Source organism: Flavobacterium sp. CG_9.10, assembly GCF_015752245.1.
Taxonomy (GTDB): domain Bacteria; phylum Bacteroidota; class Bacteroidia; order Flavobacteriales; family Flavobacteriaceae; genus Flavobacterium.
The window spans coordinates 17,693-35,937 of sequence record NZ_JADOVD010000012.1 but is presented as its reverse complement, the minus strand read 5'-3'; the positions used below and the strand labels follow the sequence as shown (position 1 = coordinate 35,937).

Sequence of the window (18,245 nt, the reverse complement as noted above, 5' to 3'; positions counted from 1 at the left end):
GTATGCTTTGAACCGTAGTCTATCAAAAGACAAAACAGTTTGAAGCGTACTTTTTCTTATTTTGATTCTAAAATAATTCTAGTAAAAAACAGAATATTTTCTAATAGTGTCTTTTTTATTGTAATTTGGTGAAAGCAATTTCAATTTCAATGGCAAGAACAACTTCAAACATAGTAGCACTGGAGACTTTGGCTCCAAATTTCACATTAAAAGACACAAATTCCAGCGAATGGTTTTCTTTTCCGGATTTAAAAGGCGAAAAGGGAACTTTGGTTGTGTTCATCTGTAATCACTGCCCGTTTGTTCATCATGTAATCGATGAGATTGTTATGATCGCTAATGATTATCGGGTTCAAGGAATTGGAATAATCACGATTTCCAGCAATGATGTTTCAAAATATCCTCAAGACGCACCCGAATTGATGACCGAGTTTGCTTTCCAAAATAAATTCGAGTTTCCCTATCTTTATGACGGAACTCAGGAAGTAGCAAAAGCCTATGATGCAGCATGTACGCCTGATTTTTACTTATTTGACAATCAAGATAAATTAGTTTACCACGGACAATTGGACGACAGCCGTCCGGGAAATGGAATTCCGTTAAGTGGTAGCGATTTGCGTGGTGCAATTGATAGCGTAATTTACAATAGGACAATTAACCCAGATCAAAAACCGAGTTTAGGTTGCAATATTAAGTGGAAATAATTAACATTTAACCTTTCTTTTACTGGAATAAAAACAGTTCATTTCGACGAAGGAGACTCGAACAAAGTGAACTGTGAAACAAATTACATTAGTTGCTCTCGTTATGAAATTTCTCCCCTTGGTCGAAATGACAAAATAAAATGATAAAAAAAATCCCAAAACTCTCGCTTTGGGATTCTAAATGAATTGGATTATTCAATACTGCAAACTGCGACTGAACACTATTACTTCACGTCCATTAATTCTACGTCAAAAATCAAGGTAGCGTTTGGTGGAATTGCTCCTCCAGCGCCACGAGATCCGTAACCTAAATGTGATGGAATTACAAAACGAGCTTTATCACCTACGCGTAACAAGGCAATACCTTCGTCCCATCCTTCGATTACATTTCCTTCTCCTAATGGAAATTCAATTGGTTTTTTTCTTGGGTAAGAACTGTCAAAAACTTTTCCGTCTGGAAGTTGTCCTGTGTAATGTACAGAAACTGTTTTACCATTTTCTGCTTTTTTACCTTCACCTCTTTGGATAAATTGGTAACGCAAACCGCTTTCTGTCTTTTCGAAACCAGCAGCTAATTTTTCCATTTCAGCTTCTGCATCTGCTTTTAGTGAAGCATCACGTTTGTTACGGGCACCTTTGAAATTAATAAAAGCTTCAATCGCATTCCATTTTTCAGCTTCAGCTCCAACTCTAACAATTTCCACTGCATCTAAAACATCTCCTTGAGCGATAGCATCAACAACATCCTGACCTTCTACAACATGTCCAAAAACAGTATGCTTACCGTCTAACCATGAAGTTGGAACATGTGTAATGTAAAATTGAGAACCGTTTGTTCCAGGACCTGAATTAGCCATAGCTAATATTCCCGGTTTGTCATGTTTTAAACTTGGGTGAAATTCATCATCAAACTTATACCCTGGATCTCCAGTTCCAGTTCCTAGTGGACAACCACCTTGAACCATAAAATCAGGAATTACTCTGTGGAATTTTAATCCATTATAAAATTTTGTCCCTTGTGGTTTTACCTTATTTTCTAAGTTTCCTTCTGCTAATCCTACGAAGTTACCAACAGTTCCTGGTGTTAATTCGTGCTCTAATTTTACTAAAACCGACCCTTTTGCGGTGTTGAATTTAGCGTATATTCCGTTTTCCATGGTGTTTAATTTTTATTGAAGGGCAAATTTACAAAATTAATTTTAAAAAGGGAATTGTAGGATTCGTTGATTTGGCTATTTGGCTATTTGGTTATTTGAAAGTTTGCGGATTACCGAGAAATAGATTTTTAGTAACTAAAAGAGTCGATTGTATTTAGTTACCTATGTTCTAAAATTGCTGTTTTTATTTCATTAGGAACTAAATATAGGTAAAAAAAAACCAATCGTTTCATCTGTCCCGTTAGGGACTAAATGTTGGTAGAAACACACATTTCGCCTCTTCTTTTTGTCCCATTAGGGACTATACAATTTTAAATCAATTCTTTGAAAATAAATTTGTCGTCATAATCGATTTCAAATTTTTCAAGAAAATCAAGATATTCATCTTTAAATGTTTTCTTTTTATGATGCAATTCTTGATTTTGAATATAATTTACCACATGGTTTATTTGTGATTTACTATATGAAAACGCACCATAACCTTCTTGCCATTCAAAATGTCCGTTTGTTAGTTTATTTTCATTGATCCATTTTGAAGAACTTTGTTTTATGTCCTTCATTAAATCTGAAATCGATTGTACCGGTCTTAACCCAATCAAAATATGGATATGATCCGGCATTCCATTTATTGCCAAAAGCTTATGGTTATTATTTTGAATTATACCCGTCATATATTTATACAAATCTTCTTTCCATTTAGATTCTATAATTCCATGCCTGAATTTTACCGAAAAAACAAAATGAATGTGTATTTGAGTGTAGGTATTTGCCATATGTTTCGTCCCTACGGGACTTTATTGGTGGGGTTATTATTTTTTTGCTACCAACATTTAATTCCTAGCGGAATAAGCTATTGCTTGTAATATTTCCGTTGAGATAAAACATTTGATTTAGATTTTAATGGGAAATTGCGAAGAATTTTACAAATCTGTTCTTGTTTAAAGTATAAATAAGCATCTTCATTTTGCACTAAAAAAAGCATAAAATCATCTAACTCGATTTTACTGCCATTTTGACCCATATCTTTCCTCACCAATTTCATAATTTTAAAATACAACTTAAAATGATTTACTGCTGAGTTTGGTTTATTAAGCTCAAGAGTCCAACTGGTAAAAGATTTAAAAACATCATCGGGGGCGTATAGAAACATATCTTTTTTAATGTCAAGCAGGCGCTTCATAATATCCTTATCAGAGAACGATTTGCCTAATTAACTTCTTGCAATTATATCAAAAATTATATTTACTAATTCCGAATACATTATATATTTTCTATCCGAAAGCTGACTTTCAATATTTATAATTTTATCCTTTTGATGTTGTACTCTCCAAATCAAAAAAGCACGTACTGTTGCCATTAACAAGAGCGAAATTTCTTTCTACCGAATTTCAGAATACATATTGTGCATTTTTATAAAAAATTTTATTAATTATGTCAACTTGTTTATATATAGATTAATAGAACACATTGTTGTTTCACTAATTTATTAAAAATTAGTTTAAAGCCTTTAAAAAGAAAGATTTATTTTACAAATACTTTTCGTACTCATTCAGTTCTTCAAAACCTCCTAATTCCACAAAACCCTAGCCCAGATAGCAGTGGAAATCCTTTTTATTCGCCTTTTCGGCGTATAAAAAGATTGCAACGAATAGCTGGAATAGCTCCAAAAAAAAATGGCATCCATTACGAATGCCATTTTGATTATTGAATTAAACTAAGATTATTTATCCGACAGTCCTGCGTTTCTTAAATAAGGTTCGATTTCCATATCGTGTCCTATGAATTCTTTGAAGGCTTTATTTAAATCTACACTATTCCCTACGGATAAGATGTATTTTCTGAAACGCTCACTATTTTTTCTTGTGAGACCGCCGTTCGCTTTCATCCAGTCGTACACATTATAATCTAATGTTTTAGACCAAGTATAAGCGTAATAACCTGCTGAATAACCTCCACTCCAAATGTGCGCAAAATAAGGCGTGTGGTATCTTGTAGGCACTTCGTTTACTAACAATCCGTATTTTTGAAGTGCTTCATTTTCAAAAACTAAAGCAGGTTTGAAATCCCCTTCTTTTTCAACACTATGCCAGTTCATATCTAATGTTGATGCCGCCAAAAGTTCGGTTACATCATATCCTTTGTTAAAAGTTTCGGCTTTTTTAATCTTATCAATTAATTCCTGAGGAATCACCTCTTTAGTCTTGTAATGAAGTGCATAATTTTTTAAAACTTCCGGATCTAGCGCAGCGTGTTCATTGATTTGAGAAGGAAATTCTACAAAATCACGTGGCACAGCCGTTCCAGAAAGACTGGTGTAATTTTGATTTGCGAATAAACCGTGCAATGTATGTCCAAACTCATGGAACATAGTCGTTACATCATCAAAACTAATTAGAGATGGGTTTCCGTTTACTGGTTTTGCAAAATTGTAAACGTTTACAATTACTGGTTTTTGTTTCAAATAATGAGATTGATCCACAAAGTTGCTCATCCAAGCTCCCCCGTTTTTATTGTCTCTTGTGTAGAAATCTAAATAATAGATTGCCATTGATTTTCCGTCATTATCAAAAACTTCATACGCCACAACATCGGGGTTATAAACCGGCAAATCTTTGCGTTCTTTAAAGGTAATACCGTACATTTTTTTGGCTGCAAAAAACACTCCTTTTTCTAGTACTGTTGTCAACTCAAAATAAGGTTTTACTTGACTTTCGTCTAAATCATATTTGGCTTTACGTACTTGCTCTGAATAAAAATTCCAATCCCAAGGTTCTAATTTAAACCCACCTTTTTGAGCGTCAATCAAAGCTTGTATTTCTTTTGCTTCTACTTTCGCTTTAGCGACAGCGGGAGGAGCAATTTTTGCTAATAAATCCATCGCTCTCTCTGGAGTTTGAGCCATTTGATCTTGTAGTTTCCATTCTGCAAAATTCTTTTTACCCATTAATTTGGCTTTTTGCAAACGCAATTTCGCCATTTTTTCCAGTATGTCGCGGGTATCACCCTCATCATTCTTTTCGGAGCGAGTCCAAGACGATTTGAATATTTTTTCTCTAGTTGCTCTATTGGTAAGGCTTTGTAATAATGGTTGTTGGGTTGTATTCAATAATCCTATTAAATAATGTCCATCGTGACCTGCCTCAGTCGCTTTTGCTTTTGCAGCAGCAAGTTCATTAGCGCTTAAACCATCTAAATCCTTTACATTATCAAACAAAACAGCTCCGTTTTTACGGGCAATTAATAGTTTAGTACCGAAAAGTGTACCTAAACTAGCTATCTCTCCATTAATTTTTTCCATTTTTACTTTATCGTCAGCAGATAAATTTGCACCTGCCAATTCAAATTTTTGCAAGTAAAACTGAGTCAATTTTTTATCTTCTCCCTTTAAGTTTTTTAAATCCAATGCTTTAAAGCGATTATACAATTGACTGTTCAAATAAATTTTATCATTGTGTGCTGAAAAAATCGGAGCATATTCTGCTTCAATCGCTTGCAGGGTTGGATTGGTGTTAGATCCTGTCAGATTATAAAAATCACTGCTTGCTCTAGTCAAATCTACACCACTGGTTTCTAAAGCTACCACCGTGTTCATAAAAGTGGGCTTAGCTTTATTGCTTGTGATTTTTTTCACTTCTTCATCGTGAACTTTTAAAGCATATTCGAACGCAGGTTTGAAATGTTCGTTTTTAATTAAATTAAATGGCGGTGCTTGATATTGCAACGTACTTTTTTGTAAAAGAGGATTTGTCATTTTTACAGATTTTGTTTGTGCGTAAAGTGATTGTGTTTGCATAGAAGCAACAAAAATCACTGAACTTGCCACGATTATTTTTGAAAAAATTCGCATAGTATTATTTTTTAATTTGGGTATAAATATAGTTAAAAAAGAGTATCTGATAAAAATTAGATCTCCATTTAAAATAGTTTGAAGTCCAATTTTAAACACTACCCAATTAATAGTATTAACTTTGCATCTTAGAAAATAAAAAAATGCGCATAGATATTGTTACAGTTTTACCTGAATTGCTGCGAAGCCCATTTGAGGCTTCTATTATGAAACGAGCTATCGATAAAGGATTAGTGGAAGTTCATTTTCATAATTTACGAGATTATACTACAAACAGGCAGAAAAGTGTGGATGATTATCCATACGGCGGTGGTGCGGGGATGGTGATGACAGTACAGCCTATAGATGCCTGCATTACGCATTTGAAAAGCGAAAGAACCTACGACGAAATCATTTATATGTCACCTGACGGGGAAACTTTGAACCAGAAAATGGCCAATACCATGTCGATGTATGAGAATATCATTATTCTTTGTGGACATTATAAAGGTGTTGATCAACGCGTACGTGATCACTTTATCACTAAGGAAATCTCTATTGGCGATTATGTTTTGAGTGGCGGAGAATTAGGCGCTTTGGTTTTATCGGATGCTTTAATCCGATTGATTCCGGGTGTTTTGAGTGATGAAACCTCAGCATTGACTGATAGTTTTCAGGATGGATTATTGTCTGGACCCATATATACAAGACCCGCAGATTATAACGGATGGAAAGTTCCGGAGGTTTTAACCAGCGGTAATTTTGCAAAAATCGACAAATGGCGAGAAGATATGGCGTATGAACATACAAAGGCGAGACGACCGGATTTATTGGAGGAATAAGCCCCCTAGCCCCCAAAGGGGGAATGTAAAAAATCCAAATTAAAACGTTTGGAACTTTAAACAAGAAAAACTTTAAACTTTAAACTTTTTAATTATCTTTGCACCCAAATTCAGACCAACCTCTGGCGAGATCCGCGAATGTTGATTTGATATAAAAACCATAATTAAAAAATATCATGGCAGATTTAATGAAATTCGTTCAAGACGAATTCGTAACAAGAAAAGAATTCCCAGTTTTTGCAGCTGGAGACACTATCACCGTTTACTACGAAATTAGAGAGGGTGAAAAAACTAGAACACAGTTTTTTAAAGGAGTTGTTATTCAAAGAAGAGGTTCTGCTAATACAGAAACTTTTACTATTCGTAAAATGTCAGGTGCTATTGGAGTTGAGCGTATCTTCCCAGTTAACTTACCAGCTTTGCAAAAAATTGAAATCAACAAAAAAGGTGCAGTTCGTAGAGCTAGAATTTTCTACTTCAGAGAACTTACTGGTAAAAAAGCTAAAATTAAAGACAAAAGAAGATAGTCCACTATCTCTTTACTATAAAAAATCCTCAACATTGTTGAGGATTTTTTTTTGGAATACATTCAATTTGGCTTCTTTGCTTTATCTTCATTTATTTGCGTCTTTTATTTGGTAAAAAAAGAATATTATATTTTTCATATTCTCTTTTAAAGCAATTAAAAATAACAATTTGACAATTAGATTTAATCAAAAAAAGTAAATGTAAACGCATTTTCTTTTACGATAACGTTTTATTATATTTGTAGCCACGTTTTAAAATAAATAAATTACACATCAATAATACATTATGACAAAAATTAAAGTAGCCAATCCAGTGGTTGAATTGGATGGAGATGAAATGACACGAATTATTTGGTCTTTTATTAAAGAAAAACTAATTCTTCCTTATTTAGATTTAGACATTAAATATTACGATTTAGGAATTGAAAACAGAGATGCAACTAATGATCAAATTACTATTGATTCTGCAGAAGCAATAAAAAAATACAATGTAGGAATTAAATGTGCTACTATAACTCCTGATGAAGATCGTGTAAAAGAATTTGGTTTAAAGAAAATGTGGAAATCACCAAACGGAACTATCCGTAACATTGTAGGTGGTACCGTTTTCCGTGAACCAATTATCATGAAAAATGTTCCTCGTTATGTACAAGGATGGACTCAGCCAATTGTTATTGGTCGTCACGCTTTTGGAGATCAATACAAAGCGACAGATACTGTTATAAAAGGAAAAGGAAAATTAACTATGACTTTTGTACCTGAAGATGATGGTGAAACAAAAACATGGGAAGTATATGATTTTGAAGGTGATGGAGTTGCTATGGCAATGTACAACACGGACGAAAGTATTTATGGTTTTGCTCATTCTTCTTTCCAAATGGCTTTGACTAAAAAATGGCCATTATACCTTTCTACTAAAAATACTATTTTGAAAGCTTATGATGGGCGTTTCAAAGATATTTTTGAGGAAGTTTACCAAAAAAACTACAAAACTCAATTCGCTGAAGCTGGAATTACTTATGAGCACCGATTAATCGATGACATGGTTGCTTCTGTGATGAAATGGAGCGGTGGTTTTGTTTGGGCTTGTAAAAACTACGATGGTGATGTACAATCTGATACCGTTGCGCAAGGTTTTGGTTCTTTAGGATTAATGGCTTCTGTATTGGTAACTCCTGATGGAAAAACGGTAGAAGCTGAAGCAGCTCACGGAACGGTAACAAGACACTTTAGACAACACCAACAAGGAAAAGCTACTTCTACTAATCCAATTGCATCTATTTTTGCATGGACAAGAGGATTGGAACACAGAGGTAAATTAGACGAAAATCAACCATTAATTGATTTCTGTCATGCTTTGGAACAAGTTTGTATCGACACTGTTGAAAGCGGAAAAATGACTAAAGATTTAGCCATGTTAGTTAAACCAGAAGGTTTAACTGCTGCTGATTATTTAACTACCGAAGATTTCTTGGCGGCAATAAAACAAAATTTAGATGCTAAATTAGCATAAATCTATTTTTTTTATACATTACAAAAGACAACCCGAAACGGTTGTCTTTTTTTTATCTTAGCAATACATTAACAGTTGTTAAACAAGAATTAACTTCCATTTGTTGAAATTTGCAAATCAAAATCTAAGAAATGATTACTAAGAAAAATATTGTCTTTTTTATTCTTTTATTATCCTCTCTAACTTCTTTCTCCCAAGATAAATTCACGATTAGCGGAACAATTATGGACGCTAACAGCAACGAAACATTGATTGGCGTCAACATCGTTATTCCACAGTTAAAAACTGGGGTAACTACGAATGAATATGGGTTTTACTCGCTTACGATTCCAAAAGGTGAGTACACCGTTCAAATAAGTTATTTAGGTTACCAAACGATTGAAGAAAATATAAACGTAAACCAAAACACAAAACACAATTATAATCTTGCAAGCAATGAAACCGTTTTAAAAGAAGTTATAATTACGGATAATAAAACCAAAACCGATATACGGAAGCCGGAGATGAGCGTCAACAAACTCTCTATTTCAGCTATTAAGAAAATGCCAGTCGTACTAGGTGAAGTCGATGTTTTAAAGTCCCTTTTATTACTTCCTGGAGTTACTAATGCTGGTGAAGGCGCTTCCGGATTCAATGTTCGAGGTGGTGGTGCAGATCAGAATTTAATATTACTGGACGAAGCAACTATATTCAATTCGTCTCATGTCTTTGGCTTTTTCTCTGTTTTTAATCCAGATGCCATCAAGGATTTAAAATTATATAAAGGAGGAATTCCTGCTCGTTATGGAGGAAGAGCGTCTTCTGTTTTAGATATTTATCAAAAAGATGGTAGCAGTAAAGGATTTCATGTCAATGGTGGAATCGGATTAATCTCCAGTAGGATTTTGGTCGAAGGACCATTAGTAAAAGACAAAGGTTCCTTCCTTATTGGCGGTAGAAGTTCGTATGCGCATTTATTCTTGAAACTATCCGAAGAACAAAAAAACAACTCTGCTTATTTCTATGATTTGAATACCAAACTGAGTTACAAGCTGAATCCAAATAACAACTTATATTTATCGGGATATTTTGGAAGAGACGTTTTTAGCTTAAACAAAAGTTTTACTAATATTTATGGTAATACAACGGTCAATCTGAGATGGAATCACTTATACTCCGAAAAATTATTTTCGAATTTGTCCCTTATTTACAGCGATTATTATTACGGTTTGGATTTGGACTTTGTTGGTTTCAAATGGGATTCCGGCATCAAGAATTACAATATCAAATACGATTTCAAAAACTATATTTCTGATAAATTCAAATTAAATTATGGTGTAAATGGGATTTATTACGAATTCAATCCTGGAACTATAAAACCATCTGATGCTAATTCCGGGATTAATTTTGATCAATTGGACAAAAAATATGCATTCGAGCCCGCATTATATATCAATGCTGATCATGAAATTTCAGATAAAATATCAATTTCTTATGGGCTTCGTTATAGCCTATTTTATCGTTTAGGACAATCAACCGTAAATATTTATGAAAATGATAATCCGGTAACATTCAATCCGGATTTACAGATTTATCAAAAAGCGACTCCCATTGGAACAAAATTCTATGAGAAGAATAAAGTTATGAAAAGCTTCAATAATCTGGAACCCCGTTTTTCATTTGCCTATCAAATCAATGATGAGCAATCTGTAAAAGCCAGCTACAACAGAATGGTCCAATATTTACAATTAATTTCAAACACCTCATCTCCCACCCCGCTTGATGTTTGGACGCCAAGTGATGCTTTTATAAAACCCCAAATTGCAGATCAGGTGGCTTTGGGTTATTTCAAAAATTTTAAAGACGGAATGTATTCGCTTGAAGTAGAAACGTATTACAAAAAAGTAAAAAATCGACTGGATTATATAGACGGAGCAAATTTGATAGCCAATAAAGCAATTGAACAAGTGATACTTAACGGTCAATTAAGATCCTACGGATTAGAACTGATGCTCCGAAAAAACGAAGGAAAATTTAACGGATGGATTTCCTATACCTTATCCAAATCTGAGCAGCAAACTCCGGGAAGAACACCCGTTGAAACCGGAATCAACAACGGAGCATGGTACAATTCTGTGTATGATAAATTGCACAATATTGCCATTACGAGTTCTTATAAGTTAAATGAAAAATGGTCTTTTGGAGCCAATTTTGCCTTACAAACCGGACAACCCGTAACCTATCCTAACGGACAATATGAATATCTCGGAATAATTGTTCCAAGTTATGGTTTGAGAAACGAAAACCGCCTCCCAGCGTACCACCATCTCGATATTGCAGCAACTTTGACACCAAGAAAAAACATGGACAGAAACTGGAAAGGAGAATGGGTTTTTAGCATTTATAATTTGTACAACCGCAAAAATGCCGCTTCCATCAATTTCCGTCAAAATACAGATACAGGTAATAATGAGGCAGTAAAAACTTCCATATTCGGGATCGTTCCAGCTATAAGTTATAACTTCAAATTTTAAGGCCCTATCCCTCAAATGGAGAATAAAAAACAAAAAATAATGAAAAAAATAACATTTTATCTGATACTATTCATCGCTGTTTTTTCAACAAGTTGCGAAGACGTGATAGACGTAACTTTAGACAATGCTCCATCAAAACTGGTTATTGAAGCAGCAATTAATTGGAAAAAAGGAACTTCTGGAAATCAACAAAGCATAAAACTAACCACCACAACTGGATTTTACAGCACTGAAATTCCAAAAGTTTCTGGAGCAACAGTTACTATAAAAAATAGTGCTAATGTTGTTTTTACATTTTCAGAAATAGCAAATACTGGCGAATATGCTTGCACTACATTTGTTCCAGTCCTCAATGAGACCTACACGCTAACTGTGATAAGCAAAGGCAATACCTATACCGCCACCGAAACCTTGAAACCTGTTACAGCCATTACTAAAATTGTTCAAAACAATCAAGGTGGTTTAACAGGTAATGAAAAAGAAATTAAAACATTTTATCAAGATCCACCAAGTGAAACTAATTATTATCTATACAAATACGTTTACTCTAATCAGGTAAAATCAAACTTTTATGTTGATCAGGATGAGTTTTTCAACGGAAATGAATTCTTCAGTATCTCGCAAAATGACGACTTAAAAAAAGATGATAAAATTGAGGTTAGTCACTTTGGAATTTCTAAAGCCTATTACAACTACATGAGTGTTTTGGTAAGTATTGCAGGAAATAATGGTGGCGGACCATTTCAATCTCCCCCTGCAACCGTTCGAGGAAATATCATCAATATCACTGATTCGGCTAATTATCCATTGGGCTATTTTTCCCTTAGTGAAGTCGATATCAGAAATTATACGATTGAATAAGTATTAATTCTGAATTTATTTTAGAAGCTTTTCCAGCTTTCCATTACAAGTTCTCTGGTCAAAAAGTTTTTTCCCATTGTTCCAGCAAGAGCTTCCTTTGGTCGCTTTGCCAGTACAGGAAAAAATACTTTTTCCCTGCGAGAACTTTCCATTGCAATCTGGGCTAAAGTGCAGTCGGAGTTTCCAGTTTGCATATTTTAACTAACTTTACAGTCTAGCATTTATTCAACTGTTCTCAATAGCCCAAATCTAATACCACAATTCTTAAATCTACAAGCCTCATGTCCTCACATCATATCGTTCGCGACGACCAAGAACCCGCTTTAATAATTGCCAACGGCGCAGCATGCCATCCGGAATTATTAGGACAATTATTAGAATGGTCTCCTTTAGTAATTGTATTGGATTCGGCCATGGAAAGAGTCATGGAATTAGACATAAAAGTGGATGTTCTTTTAGGCGATTTTGATAGAGGATTTGATCCGGAGCATTACCAAACTTCACAATATCCTATCGAAATAATCCACACGCCAGATCAAAACAAAACCGATTTAGAAAAAGCATTTGATTATTTGATAAACCGGAAAATTCCAGCGGTAAATGTAGTTTGGGCAACCGGAAAAAGAGCAGATCATACGATTACCAATCTCACCAACATTGTCCGATACCGGGACTTATTGAAAATTGTTATCATGGACGACCATTCAAAAATATTTTTATTACCCAATAAATTTGAAAAATGGTACACTGCCAATACGCCTATTTCATTAATTCCAGTGGGTCACGTCACCGGAATTCATTCTGAAAATTTATTTTATCCCTTAAAAGATGACAGTTTAACCATTGGTTACAGAACTGGAAGCAGCAACCATGTCACTAAGGATGGCATTGTAACAATAGAACATAAAGAAGGAGATTTATTGATGATGGAATGCATGGATTAACATTTATTGAATCTTCAACAAAGCATTTCTCACAATCTCATAATGGCTCCAAGGAATAAAATGATTAGCCTTTTCAATCGTTATGATATCTATTGACTTAGCATTGACAAACATTTTTTTCATAAAAGCGACATTACTATACGGTACCAAAACATCTTTTGTTCCGTGAATAATAGTCACATCACAAGTGATTTTATTCAACTCTGGTTCTAAGGCTACCAAATCCTGTTTCAGCCACCAAAGTTCGTCATTAGAAGGTCGTAGTGCTCCTGGAATCAAATACCTCACAGGCGATACTTTGATAGCTGTTCTCCATTTCTCCGGTTTCTCCGCTTTTGGGTCTAATGAACCTGCAAGTATGACCAATCTAGAATACCACGATGGATGATCCACGACAAGCTTAGTCACAACAGGTCCACCAACGGAATGTCCCACCAAAATCAACGGCTTTTTATTATCGATTTTTTTAATGAACTCCGATATTCTTTGAGATTGCACACTTAAATTTTGAGCATCACCAAAATTACTAGATCCAAAACCAGGTCGGTCAATGGCAATCATTCGGTATTTTTTCAACAGTAAAGTATCTTGAAGATATTCTTTGAAGGCGTTCCAACTTCCCGGTGAACCATGAACAAAAAACAAAGTTGGATTTTGCGCGTTACCCGTTGCTACATAATGTATTTTAAAACCTTCAAAAGTGATTGTTTTATCTTGAAACGGTGTTTTTGAAGTAGCAAAAAATTTTGTAGTTTCCTTATCCGAAAATCGCATCGTCATACACGACTGACACATTACAATATAAAAAAACACTAAACTATAAACTATATATCTCTTTTTGAAATGAAATGTAATGGGCATGAAAGTCATTTTATTTGTATTTTTCATAAAAGTAACCGTTTTTATGTTTCAAAAGAAAAATTACAGAACGATTTATGTTGAATTTCCTCTATTAAATATAGCAAAATTACCTAAACCCTTTTACAAAATACTTATGCTTATCTTTACATCGAAATATAGAAAATGAAACCGAAAACGATTACCGAAAAGACCAATTTACATCCAAGAAATCTAGATAGATTTGGGTACAATTTTGAAGAATTAATCAAAGAAAATCCTGAATTAAAAAACTTTGTTGCCATCAATGAGCATCAAATAGAAACTATTGATTTTAGTAATCCTGATGCTGTTAAGTCGCTTAATAAAGCATTGTTAATACACCATTACGATATCCAAGATTGGGATATTCCTGAAAATTATCTTTGCCCTCCCATCCCGGGAAGAGCAGATTACATCCATTATATTGCTGATTTATTGGCTTCGAGTAACAACGGAATTATACCTGAGGGGGAAACAGTTCAAGGATTAGATATCGGTATTGGTGCCAATTGTATTTATCCGTTAATTGGAAATTCCGCTTACGGCTGGAGTTTTGTAGGTACCGATATTGACGAAAATGCCATTCAAAATTGCAAAAAAATCATCGCAGCGAATCCAAAGTTAATGGATCCAATAAGTTTACAATTGCAAACGGAGTCGCGCTTCATTTTTAAAAATATAATTACTCCTGAAGATAATTTTACGTTCACGATTTGCAATCCTCCTTTCCATGCTTCTCAAGATGAAGCTACAAAAAGTTCGGTGCGAAAAATAAATAATTTAGAAAATACAAAAACCACAACCCGAGGCGGAGCCGAACGGAGCGCAGCTAAACCTGTTTTGAATTTTGGTGGTCACAATGCTGAATTATGGTGTGAAGGTGGAGAATTGGGTTTTGTTACCCAAATGATCTATGAAAGTGCTAAATACCCAATGCAATGTTTGTGGTTCACCACTTTAGTATCGAAACAATCACATTTGTCCAGTCTATACAAAACATTAAATAAAGTAAATGCGGCGACCGTAAAAACAATTGATATGGCTCAAGGCCAAAAAACAAGTAGAATTGTAGCCTGGACTTTTATGAGTGAAGCACAACAGAAGGCTTGGAAGTTTTAAAATAGTAAGTAAACTATTATTGCATATTATCAATTTTGACCCTATTACGAAATCAATAATTATCGTATTGTAAAAAACAAGCTTCTAAACTGTCTTTCTTATAAAAAAAGACGCAAATAAAAATAATTTGTGATTTAACAGTTTCAAAGTCAGATAAAAAGAAAATTAACGTTATTTTAGTAGTATTTTAGCACCTACAAACTTAAATAACCAAAAATGAAAAAACTTCTCTTTATTCTGACCTTAATTTTTACAGCAGGATTAACTGCTCAGGAAATTAAAGTTTCGGGTACTGTTACTGATGAGTCCAAATCTACTTTACCAGGAACAACTATTATTGTAAAAGACACAAAAAAAGGAACCACAACTGATAGTGATGGTAATTATACGATTAGTGCAAAAGTCGGAGACGTTCTTCAGTTTTCCTACGTTGGCTTAGATACCAAAAGCATTTCCGTTACGGGAAGCACTCTAAATGTTACTTTATTGGGAAGTGGTGAAACACTTCAGGATGTTGTTGTAATAGGTTCTCGTAATCCTACTCGAACTGTAACAGAATCTGCTGTACCAATTGATGTAATTAGCATGAAAGAAATTGCGTCACAAGGACCCCAAGTAAATTTAAATCAAATTTTAAACATGGTTGCGCCATCGTTTACATCCAATACGACAACCGTTGCTGATGGAACGGATCATATCGATCCAGCACAATTAAGAGGTTTAGGACCAGACCAAGTATTGGTTTTGGTAAACGGAAAAAGAAGACACACTTCTTCGTTAGTAAATATCAATGGTTCGCCAGGAAGAGGATCTGTGGGAACGGATTTAAATGCAATTCCAGCATTTGCAATTGAAAAAATAGAAGTATTGAGAGATGGTGCATCTGCACAATACGGCTCAGATGCTATTGCGGGTGTTATCAACATTAACGTAAAGAAAAATACCAATAAACTAGACGTAGCACTTTTTACTGGCAGTAATTTTGCTAAAGGTGCAAACGACCATACTGGTGGTCATGATGGAAACAATTATCAATTGGATCTGAATTATGGAACTGGACTTGGAAAAGAAAAAAGTTTCATTAATGCTACCGGTAGTTTCCAATTAAGAGATGCTACAAGCAGAGCGAAAGATGTAACTGGCAATTTATTTAACGCCTACAATGCGGTTGAACAAAGAGCTGCAGAAGCTGGAACAAATATCAATGCGTTGTTTGGAAATATCGGTACGGCAACAAGTCCTACAGCTAATCAAGCTCAAATAATTTCAGCGATTAAAACATATGCGCCTTCTGTAAACTATTTCACAACGGCACAACAAACTTCGATTGCCGCTGCAACTTCATTATATGGTCCAACTGGATTACAAACTGTGTTAAACTTTGATGCAACAGCAGGAGAATTAGCGTATAGAAATTTGGAAAGAAAAGATTTCAATATGAAAGTAGGTCAATCTTCATTATCCAGCGCACAATTCTTTTTGAATGCTGCTTATCCTATTAACGACAATCTTGAAATATATGCTTTTGGAGGAACTAGTTATAGAACTGGTGAAGCAGCTGGTTTTTACAGAAAACCAAACCAATCGAGATCATATACCGGATTATATCCAAATGGTTTTTTACCAGAAATTCATTCAACGATAAATGACATTTCTGCTGCGGCGGGATTGAGAGGTAAAATATTTGAAACTTGGAATTTTGACTTAAGTAATACTTTTGGAAAAAACACTTTCGATTATAATATTGAAAATACTGTAAATGCTACTTTAAGAGAAAAGTCAGCTACAAAATTTGATGCTGGTGGATTAGGTTTTTCTCAAAACACAACAAATTTTGACATTAGTAAAAAATTCGATGCATTAAACGTCGCTTTTGGTGCTGAATACAGACATGAAAACTTCAAAATTACTGAAGGAGAACGTGATTCATATAATCTATATGATATTAATGGCGCAGTTGTAACAGGAACAACACCCGCTAATATCAAAGTAACCGACTTTTACGGTTCTGCAAGACCAGGTGGAGCACAAGTGTTTCCAGGTTTTAGACCTGCAAATGCAATTGACAAAGGACGTAATAGTGTAGCCGTTTATGCGGATTTAGAATATGATGTGACGACCAAATGGTTAGTTAACGGAGCAGTTCGTTTCGAAAACTATTCTGATTTTGGGAATACCACGAACTACAAATTAGCTTCTCGTTATAAAGTAACAGACAACATTAATATTCGTGGAGCAGTTTCTACAGGATTTAGAGCGCCATCATTACACCAAATCTATTTCAATTCAACTGCGACGCAATTCGTAGGCGGTGTACCATTTGAAGTTGGTACATTTAGTAATGATTCCCAAGCTGCCAAGTTATTAGGAATTCCTACTTTGAAACAAGAAGAATCACAAAGTGCGAGTATCGGTTTTACAGCTAAAATTCCATCTGCCAATATTACTTTGACTGCTGATGGTTACATTGTGAAAATTAAAGATAGAGTAACTCTTACTGATCAGTTTGCAAGACCAGGAGGAACTCCTGCAGTTGGAACTCCTGCCTATACATTAAATGCCGCATTTGATGCTGCAGGAGCAACTGCCGCAACGTTCTTTGCTAATGCAATTGACACCGAATCTAAAGGTATTGATGTTGTTATTAGCCATAAAGCCAATTTAGGAGAAGGTATATCTTTAAAAACAGATTTATCAGGAACAATTTCAAATACTCGTAAAGTAGGTGACATTCATGCTTCACCAATTCTAGAATCTGCAGGACAAGTAAACAGATATTTTTCTGAATCCAGTAGAGTCTATTTGCAAGAAGCGATACCTAGAGTTAAAGCCAATTTAACAAACTCTCTTTCATATAAAAAATTCGATTTCTTCTTGAGAAATGTATATTTTGGTGAAGTGACTGACCCTAATGTTGCAGATGCTAATGGAGATGGAACGATTAATGCCATTGTAGTAAATAATAAGGCCGTAGAGAATGAACATCCAGTATGGGGTGCGAAAATTATTACTGACTTATCAGTAGGATTCAAAATTACGCCAGCAGCAAAAGTTGTGATAGGTGCAAATAATATTTTTGATATTTATCCTTCCTTAAATTTAGGACCTCAAACAATTGCACAAAGAGCTTCTGGAGTTGATGCAAATGGTGCTGTAATTTACTCGCCTACTACCGCTTCGAATAATTCAATTGATTTATCTAATGCGAATCAGTTTGTATATTCAAGAAATACATCTCAATTTGGTCAAAACGGAAGATTTGTTTTTGCTAGATTAAGTTTCAGTTTCTAAAAAAATATTTATAATTATGAAAAGCCATCAACTGAAAAGTTGGTGGCTTTTTTTTGGCATATACTTTTG

Annotated in this window: 14 protein-coding genes; 9 read left to right on the top strand and 5 right to left on the bottom strand. The window is 34.5% G+C overall.

Going from position 1 to position 18,245, the window contains the following annotated elements; translation table 11 throughout:
- Positions 1 to 149 precede the first annotated feature (149 nt).
- Positions 150 to 704 (top strand): thioredoxin family protein, encoded by a 555-nt coding sequence (locus IWX84_RS11340; RefSeq protein ID WP_196850870.1) that lies wholly within the window; start codon positions 150 to 152, stop codon positions 702 to 704.
- A gap of 224 nt (positions 705 to 928) precedes the next feature.
- On the opposite strand, the gene IWX84_RS11335 is transcribed toward IWX84_RS11340, so the two are convergent.
- From IWX84_RS11335 to IWX84_RS11320, 4 genes are all read right to left on the bottom strand, one after another.
- Positions 929 to 1,861, bottom strand: a complete 933-nt coding sequence (locus IWX84_RS11335; protein WP_196850869.1) for a peptidylprolyl isomerase — start codon at positions 1,859 to 1,861, stop codon at positions 929 to 931.
- A 311-nt stretch (positions 1,862 to 2,172) separates the two neighbouring features.
- Positions 2,173 to 2,634, bottom strand: coding sequence for an IS200/IS605 family transposase (gene tnpA / locus IWX84_RS11330; protein ID WP_196850868.1), 462 nt, complete (start codon positions 2,632 to 2,634; stop codon positions 2,173 to 2,175).
- A gap of 77 nt (positions 2,635 to 2,711) precedes the next feature.
- On the bottom strand, positions 2,712 to 3,041 hold the full coding sequence (locus tag IWX84_RS11325) for a hypothetical protein (RefSeq protein WP_196850867.1): 330 nt from the start codon (positions 3,039 to 3,041) through the stop codon (positions 2,712 to 2,714).
- Between the two features lie 540 nt (positions 3,042 to 3,581).
- A complete protein-coding gene (locus IWX84_RS11320) occupies positions 3,582 to 5,654 on the bottom strand; it encodes a M3 family metallopeptidase (protein ID WP_231385479.1) in 2,073 nt (690 codons plus the stop codon).
- Between the two features lie 197 nt (positions 5,655 to 5,851).
- Here IWX84_RS11320 and trmD point away from each other — a divergent pair, with 197 nt between their 5' ends.
- From trmD to IWX84_RS11285, 6 genes are all read left to right on the top strand, one after another.
- The gene (trmD, locus tag IWX84_RS11315) at positions 5,852 to 6,529 is read left to right on the top strand and encodes a tRNA (guanosine(37)-N1)-methyltransferase TrmD (RefSeq protein WP_196850865.1); all 678 of its coding nucleotides are present in this window, start codon (positions 5,852 to 5,854) and stop codon (positions 6,527 to 6,529) included.
- 176 nt (positions 6,530 to 6,705) lie between these two features.
- Entirely contained in the window at positions 6,706 to 7,056 is a 351-nt protein-coding gene (gene rplS, locus IWX84_RS11310; protein ID WP_073354306.1) for a 50S ribosomal protein L19, read from the top strand.
- Between the two features lie 286 nt (positions 7,057 to 7,342).
- Positions 7,343 to 8,569, top strand: a complete 1,227-nt coding sequence (locus tag IWX84_RS11305; RefSeq protein WP_196850864.1) for an isocitrate dehydrogenase (NADP(+)) — start codon at positions 7,343 to 7,345, stop codon at positions 8,567 to 8,569.
- Positions 8,570 to 8,700: 131 nt separating this feature from the next.
- A complete protein-coding gene (locus IWX84_RS11300) occupies positions 8,701 to 11,082 on the top strand; it encodes a TonB-dependent receptor (RefSeq protein ID WP_196850863.1) in 2,382 nt (793 codons plus the stop codon).
- A gap of 39 nt (positions 11,083 to 11,121) precedes the next feature.
- A complete protein-coding gene (locus IWX84_RS11295; protein WP_196850862.1) occupies positions 11,122 to 11,943 on the top strand; it encodes a DUF4249 domain-containing protein in 822 nt (273 codons plus the stop codon).
- Positions 11,944 to 12,224: 281 nt separating this feature from the next.
- Positions 12,225 to 12,887, top strand: coding sequence for a thiamine diphosphokinase (locus tag IWX84_RS11285; RefSeq protein ID WP_196850860.1), 663 nt, complete (start codon positions 12,225 to 12,227; stop codon positions 12,885 to 12,887).
- Positions 12,888 to 12,890: 3 nt separating this feature from the next.
- On the opposite strand, the gene IWX84_RS11280 is transcribed toward IWX84_RS11285, so the two are convergent.
- Positions 12,891 to 13,775 (bottom strand): alpha/beta fold hydrolase, encoded by an 885-nt coding sequence (locus IWX84_RS11280; RefSeq protein WP_196850859.1) that lies wholly within the window; start codon positions 13,773 to 13,775, stop codon positions 12,891 to 12,893.
- Positions 13,776 to 13,910: 135 nt separating this feature from the next.
- Here IWX84_RS11280 and rlmF point away from each other — a divergent pair, with 135 nt between their 5' ends.
- A complete protein-coding gene (rlmF, locus tag IWX84_RS11275) occupies positions 13,911 to 14,885 on the top strand; it encodes a 23S rRNA (adenine(1618)-N(6))-methyltransferase RlmF (RefSeq protein ID WP_196850858.1) in 975 nt (324 codons plus the stop codon).
- 216 nt (positions 14,886 to 15,101) lie between these two features.
- Positions 15,102 to 18,176: a TonB-dependent receptor gene (locus tag IWX84_RS11270; RefSeq protein ID WP_196850857.1), complete on the top strand. Its 3,075-nt coding sequence runs from the start codon at positions 15,102 to 15,104 to the stop codon at positions 18,174 to 18,176.
- Positions 18,177 to 18,245 lie beyond the last annotated feature (69 nt).

Excerpts from the sequence above, each read along its gene's own strand:
- IWX84_RS11295 (WP_196850862.1), top strand. The coding sequence starts at position 11,122 with ATGAAAAAAATAACATTTTATCTGATACTATTCATCGCTGTTTTTTCA.
- rlmF (WP_196850858.1), top strand. The coding sequence starts at position 13,911 with ATGAAACCGAAAACGATTACCGAAAAGACCAATTTACATCCAAGAAAT.
- tnpA (WP_196850868.1), bottom strand. The coding sequence starts at position 2,634 with ATGGCAAATACCTACACTCAAATACACATTCATTTTGTTTTTTCGGTA.
- IWX84_RS11280 (WP_196850859.1), bottom strand. The coding sequence starts at position 13,775 with ATGAAAAATACAAATAAAATGACTTTCATGCCCATTACATTTCATTTC.
- IWX84_RS11305 (WP_196850864.1), top strand. The coding sequence starts at position 7,343 with ATGACAAAAATTAAAGTAGCCAATCCAGTGGTTGAATTGGATGGAGAT.
- trmD (WP_196850865.1), top strand. The coding sequence starts at position 5,852 with ATGCGCATAGATATTGTTACAGTTTTACCTGAATTGCTGCGAAGCCCA.
- IWX84_RS11325 (WP_196850867.1), bottom strand. The coding sequence starts at position 3,041 with ATGAAGCGCCTGCTTGACATTAAAAAAGATATGTTTCTATACGCCCCC.
- rplS (WP_073354306.1), top strand. The coding sequence starts at position 6,706 with ATGGCAGATTTAATGAAATTCGTTCAAGACGAATTCGTAACAAGAAAA.
- IWX84_RS11320 (WP_231385479.1), bottom strand. The coding sequence starts at position 5,654 with ATGCAAACACAATCACTTTACGCACAAACAAAATCTGTAAAAATGACA.
- IWX84_RS11270 (WP_196850857.1), top strand. The coding sequence starts at position 15,102 with ATGAAAAAACTTCTCTTTATTCTGACCTTAATTTTTACAGCAGGATTA.
- IWX84_RS11335 (WP_196850869.1), bottom strand. The coding sequence starts at position 1,861 with ATGGAAAACGGAATATACGCTAAATTCAACACCGCAAAAGGGTCGGTT.
- IWX84_RS11300 (WP_196850863.1), top strand. The coding sequence starts at position 8,701 with ATGATTACTAAGAAAAATATTGTCTTTTTTATTCTTTTATTATCCTCT.
- IWX84_RS11285 (WP_196850860.1), top strand. The coding sequence starts at position 12,225 with ATGTCCTCACATCATATCGTTCGCGACGACCAAGAACCCGCTTTAATA.
- IWX84_RS11340 (WP_196850870.1), top strand. The coding sequence starts at position 150 with ATGGCAAGAACAACTTCAAACATAGTAGCACTGGAGACTTTGGCTCCA.